Raw genomic sequence first — 5163 nt, forward strand, 5'->3', positions numbered from 1 at the left:
TCGTTCGCGCAGTTCGGCACGCATCGTTCGCCGCCGCGCCACTACGTCTATGCGGCCGCGATCTGCGCGGCGATCACGGTCGTCGCGAGCCTCGTGTCCGAGCGGCTCGACCTGACGAACCTCGTGATGCTGTACCTGCTCGGCGTCGTGTTCTCGGCCGTGCGGCTCGGGCGCGGCCCGGGCGTGCTGCAGTCGTTCCTGTCGGTGGCCGCGTTCGATTACTTCTTCGTGCCGCCGCGCATGTCGTTCTCGGTCAGCGACACGCAATACCTGCTGACCTTCTTCGGGATGCTGCTGACGTCGCTCGTGATCAGCCACCTGACGTCGACGCTGACGCGCCAGGCGAGTGTCGCGCAGCGCCGCGAGCGCCGCACCGGCGCGATCTACGCGATGGCGCGCGAGCTCGGCGCGGCGCTCACCACCGAGCAGATCGTCGAGATCGGCAGCCGCCACGTGGGCGAGGTGTTCCGCGCCCGCGTCGCGTTCCTGCTGCCCGACAGCGCGGACAAGGTGCGGCAGAAGATCGAGGAGCCGGACGCCGCCGTCACGCTGACGGGCGCCGACCTCGACAGCGACGTCGGCCAGTGGGTGTACGACCAGCAGAAGCCGGCCGGCCGCGGCACCGACACCTTGCCCGCGACGGCCGCGCTGTACCTGCCGCTGAAGGCGCCGATGCGCACGCGCGGCGTGCTGGCGGTCGCGTCGCGCGAGCCGCGCGAGCTCGAGGTGCCCGAGCAGCAGCGGATGCTCGACGCGTTCGCCGCGCAGATCGCGCTCGCGCTCGAGCGCGTGCACTACGTCGAGATCGCGCGCGACGCGCTCGTCAACATGGAGTCCGAGCGGCTGCGCAATTCGCTGCTGTCGGCGATCTCGCACGACCTGCGCACGCCGCTGACGACGATCGTCGGCTTCTCGTCGATGCTCGCGAACGGGCGCGCGGCCGCGCAGGGCGGCGACGCGGCGGCGGCCGAGCGGTTCGCGCAGCGCGAGGGCGAGCTGGTCGACGCGATCCACGACGAGGCGCTGCGCATGACGGGCATCGTCACGAACCTGCTCGACATGGCGCGGCTGCAGGCCGGCAGCCTGCAGCTCAAGCGCCAGTGGTCGCTGCTCGAGGAGACCGTCGGCGCCGCGCTCGCCGCGTGCAAGCGCGTGCTCGCGCGTCATCCCGCGCGCGTCGCGCTGCCGGCCGACCTGCCGCTGCTGCAGATGGACGCGGTGCTGATGGAGCGCCTGTTCACCAACCTGTTCGAGAACGCCGCGAAGTACACGCCGCCCGATACGTCGATCGAGATCGGCGCGGAGCGCGTGACCGACGACGGGCTGCCGTTCGTGCGCGTGCATGTCGACGATCGCGGCCCGGGCTTGCCGGCCGGGATGGAAACGCGCATCTTCGACAAGTTCACGCGCGGCGAGAAGGAGTCGGCGACGCCGGGCATCGGGCTCGGTCTCGCGATCTGCCGGGCGATCGTCGAGGCGCACGGCGGTAAAATCGGCGCGCTCAACCGCACCGCGCCCGACGGCCACGTGACGGGCGCGCGCTTCTGGTTCACGTTGCCGGTCGAGACGCCGCCGGCCGCGCCCGCCGTGCCCGACGACGAATCCGACCTGCCGGGCGCCTCGTCCCCATCCGAGTCATTGCCAGACCATGAGTGAACCCAGCCTGACCGTCGTCCTGATCGAGGACGAAAAGCAGATCCGCCGTTTCGTGCGCGCCGCGCTCGAGGAGGAGGACATCGCGGTGTTCGAGGCCGAGACCGGCAAGCAGGGGTTGATCGACGCGGCCACGCGCAAGCCCGACCTCGTGATCGTCGACCTCGGCCTGCCCGACACCGACGGCCTCGACGTGATCCGCGAACTGCGCGGCTGGTCCGAGGTGCCGGTGATCGTGCTGTCCGCGCGCACGCAGGAAGAGGAGAAGGTCGCCGCGCTCGACGCGGGCGCCGACGACTACCTGACCAAGCCATTCGGCGTGTCCGAGCTGCGCGCGCGGATCCGCGCGCAACTGCGCCGGCGCAACCAGGGCGGCGCGAACGAGTCGCCGAAGGTGAGCTTCGGCACCGTGACCGTCGATCTCGCGCTGCGCCAGGTGTGGCGCGACGGCGAGATCGTGCACCTGACGCCGCTCGAATACCGGCTGCTCGCGACGCTCGTGCGGCACGCGGGGCGTGTGCTCACGCACCGCCAGCTGCTGCGCGACGTGTGGGGGCCGTCGCACGTCGAAAGCCATCACTACCTGCGCATCTACATGGCGCACCTGCGGCAGAAGCTCGAACTCGACCCCGCGCAGCCCGAGTACATCGTCACCGAGACGGGCGTCGGCTACCGGCTCGTCGGCGCCGCGTGACGGCGCGGCGAGGGCGCTGGCGGCATCCCCGCGCCGGACGTCGCGCGCCGGCAGGGTTGCGCCGGCGCGACAATCTCGCGCCGCGCGCCGGCCTCGCACACCGTCCGCTCATTCCCCGTTATCCTGACCGTTCCGCGAACGAAAACGAGGAGCGTGCAATGTCCGTCCGTCTGGTCGTCATCTGTGCGCTGGCGCTTGCTGCGCCCGGCGCGTTCGCCCAGCCGCTGCCGCCCGGGCAGCAGCCGCCCGCCCAGGCGGCGCTGGCCAACCCCGCGTCGGTCAACTGCGAGAAGCTCGGCGGCCGCCACGTGGTCCGCAGCCTGCCGCGCGGGCAGGTCGGGATGTGCATGTTCAAGGATGGCCGCGTGTGCGAGGAGTGGGCGCTGTACCGCGACGACCGCTGCGTCGGCGGCGGCGCGCCCAAGCGCGTGTCGAACTGACCGAACTGGCCGGGCCCGGCCGATCGCGCCCCGGATCGGCCGTTGGGCTGCCCCGCCGCGGTGGTCCGTAAGCAACTTGTTATACTCGGCGCCGCCCGGGGACGACCCCGGGTCATTCGCTTCAACGGGGACGGCCCCATCCGATACGGAGTACGTCGAGATGGCGTGGGTATGGTTGTTGATTGCCGGTTTGCTGGAAGTGGCCTGGGCGGCCGGCCTGAAATCGTCGGACGGCTTCACGAAGCTTGGTCCGTCGGTGTTCACGATCGTGACGGCGCTGGCCAGCTTCGGGCTGCTCGCGGTCGCGATGCGCCAGTTGCCGCTCGGCACCGCGTACGCGGTGTGGACGGGCATCGGCGCGGTCGGCGCGTTCGTGTTCGGCATCGTGATGATGGGCGAGGCGCTGACCGCCGCGCGCGTCGCGAGCGCCGCGCTGATCGTCGCGGGCTGGTCGGCCTCAAGCTGTCGTCGGCCGCCTGACGCCGGCGTCAGGGCGTCGATACCGCGGCACCGGCATCCGGCCGCGCGTGTGCCCGGCATGTCGCGCTGCGGAATTGCGCCGGTCACCCGGATAGCCTGTCTATAATGGAACGCATTCGGGCCTGAATACCGTCGTGCCTCTCGCGGCACGCGGTGCCGGTCGCCACGCGCCGCGCGGCCGGCCTGTCCGACCCGATCCGGTCAATCGGCAAATCGCACGGAAAGTGCAAGGAGAGGGCGATGATCGAAGCCATTTCGCTCGGCGCGGGGCTCGCGTGGGCGAGCGGGCTGCGCCTGTACCTGACGGTGCTGATCGCCGGCGTGCTCGCGCGGGTCGGCTGGCTCCATCTGCCCGATACGCTGGCCGTCCTGATGTCGCCGTGGGTCATCGGCGCGGCGGCCGTGCTCACCCTCACCGAATTCCTGGCCGACAAGATCCCCGCATTCGATTCGCTGTGGGATGCCGTGCATACCTTCATCCGCATTCCCGCCGGTGCCGTCCTGGCCGCCGGCGCGCTCGGCCATGCCGATCCGACCGTGCTCGCGGTCGCGGGGCTCGCCGGCGGCTCGCTGGCCGGCGCCGCGCACGTCGCGAAGGCCGGCACGCGTGCGCTGATCAACCTGTCCCCCGAGCCGATTTCGAACTGGGTCGCGTCGTCGACCGAGGACGGCCTCGTCGTCGGCGGGCTCGTGCTCGCGTTCTTCGTTCCGCTCGCGTTCCTCGTGCTGCTCGCCGCGTTCATCGCGGCGTCGGCGTGGGCGCTGCCGCGTCTGTGGCGCGGCGTGTCGGGCGGCTTCCGCGGGATGGCGAACCACATGGTGTCGCGGCTCAACTCGATCGGGGGCAAGCGCGATTGAACGAGCGGCGACACGCGGCGCAGCCGCCGGCCGGGCAGCCCGGCCATGACGGGCCCGCGCAGGCAGGCCGCTTCGGCCTGCACGACCTGATCCGCCAGGCCGCCCGGATGACCGCGCGCGACTGGCGCGCGGGCGAGTTGACGTTGCTCGTCCTCGCGCTGGTGCTGGCGGTCGCGGCGCTGACGAGCGTCGGTTTTCTGGCCGACCGGCTGCGCCAGGGGCTCGAGCGCGATGCACGCCAGATGCTCGGCGCCGATTTCGTCGTGCGCGCCGATCGTCCCGTCGATCCGTCGTTCGACCGGCAGGCCCGGGCGCTCGGCCTGCGCACCGCGACGACCGCCATCTTCCCGAGCATGATCGCGTCCGCCGCGGGCGGCCAGGCAGCCGATGCCGCGCCGTCGCGCCTCGCGGCCGTGAAGGCCGTGTCGCCCGGGTATCCGCTGCGCGGCGCCGTGGACATCGTGCCGGCCGGCGCGACCGCCGCGCAGAAGGCGGCCGCGATTCCCGCGCCCGGCACCGTGTGGGCCGATCCCGCGTTGCTCGACGCGTTGCACCTGAAGGCGGGCGACACCGTGCGCGTCGGTCTGCGCACGTTCACGGTCGCCGCGTCGATTTCCCGCGAACTCGATCGCGGTTTTTCGTTCGTCAATTTTTCGCCGCGGCTGATGATGCGCGCGGACGACCTCGCCGCGACGGGGCTGACGGGCTACGGCAGCCGCGTCACCTACCGGCTGCTGGTCGCCGGCGACGCACCGGCCATCGCGCGTTTCGAAGCCTACGCGCACGCGCGCGTCGATGGCGGGAAACTGCGCGGCGTCGGGCTCGAGTCGTTGCAGGAGGGGCAGCCGCAGGTGCGGCAGACGCTGGACCGCGCGCGCCATTTCCTGACGCTCGTCGCGCTGCTGACCGCTCAATCGATCATCTCGGCCAGCCGCGCTTCTGGCGGTTCCTGGTGCTGCTGCTCAACGAAATGGTGCCGTTCGACAACGCGCTCGCGACCGCGGTCGGCCGCGACGGCGTGCCGCTCGTGCTCGACGA

Annotated in this window: 4 protein-coding genes and 3 pseudogenes; all 7 read left to right on the forward strand. The window is 71.7% G+C overall.

All coding sequences use genetic code 11. The features are described 5' to 3' along the window. On the forward strand, nucleotides 1-1656 hold a 1656-nt coding region (locus G3N62_RS34260; protein WP_206141484.1), incomplete at its 5' end, for a DUF4118 domain-containing protein. Continuing rightward, a complete protein-coding gene (kdpE, locus tag G3N62_RS34265) occupies nucleotides 1649-2347 on the forward strand; it encodes a two-component system response regulator KdpE (RefSeq protein WP_034190776.1) in 699 nt (232 codons plus the stop codon). The genes G3N62_RS34260 and kdpE, both read left to right, overlap by 8 nt. A 158-nt stretch (nucleotides 2348-2505) precedes the next feature. Then, entirely contained in the window at nucleotides 2506-2787 is a 282-nt protein-coding gene (locus tag G3N62_RS34270; protein WP_034190835.1) for a DUF333 domain-containing protein, read from the forward strand. Between the two features lie 160 nt (nucleotides 2788-2947). Continuing rightward, a pseudogene (gene sugE, locus G3N62_RS34275) lies at nucleotides 2948-3267 on the forward strand (quaternary ammonium compound efflux SMR transporter SugE). Nucleotides 3268-3507: 240 nt separating this feature from the next. After that, the gene (locus G3N62_RS34280) at nucleotides 3508-4125 is read left to right on the forward strand and encodes a DUF4126 domain-containing protein (RefSeq protein ID WP_034190778.1); all 618 of its coding nucleotides are present in this window, start codon (nucleotides 3508-3510) and stop codon (nucleotides 4123-4125) included. A gap of 107 nt (nucleotides 4126-4232) precedes the next feature. Then, a pseudogene (locus G3N62_RS36485) lies at nucleotides 4233-4760 on the forward strand (ABC transporter permease); the annotation flags it as partial. Nucleotides 4761-5038: 278 nt separating this feature from the next. After that, nucleotides 5039-5163: pseudogene (locus tag G3N62_RS36490) on the forward strand (helix-turn-helix transcriptional regulator); the annotation flags it as partial.

The sequence above is a fragment of the Burkholderia sp. Tr-20355 genome (assembly GCF_017104685.1).
Lineage (GTDB): Bacteria > Pseudomonadota > Gammaproteobacteria > Burkholderiales > Burkholderiaceae > Burkholderia > Burkholderia seminalis.

Excerpts from the sequence above, each read along its gene's own strand:
- G3N62_RS34270 (WP_034190835.1), top strand. The coding sequence starts at position 2,506 with ATGTCCGTCCGTCTGGTCGTCATCTGTGCGCTGGCGCTTGCTGCGCCC.
- G3N62_RS34280 (WP_034190778.1), top strand. The coding sequence starts at position 3,508 with ATGATCGAAGCCATTTCGCTCGGCGCGGGGCTCGCGTGGGCGAGCGGG.
- kdpE (WP_034190776.1), top strand. The coding sequence starts at position 1,649 with ATGAGTGAACCCAGCCTGACCGTCGTCCTGATCGAGGACGAAAAGCAG.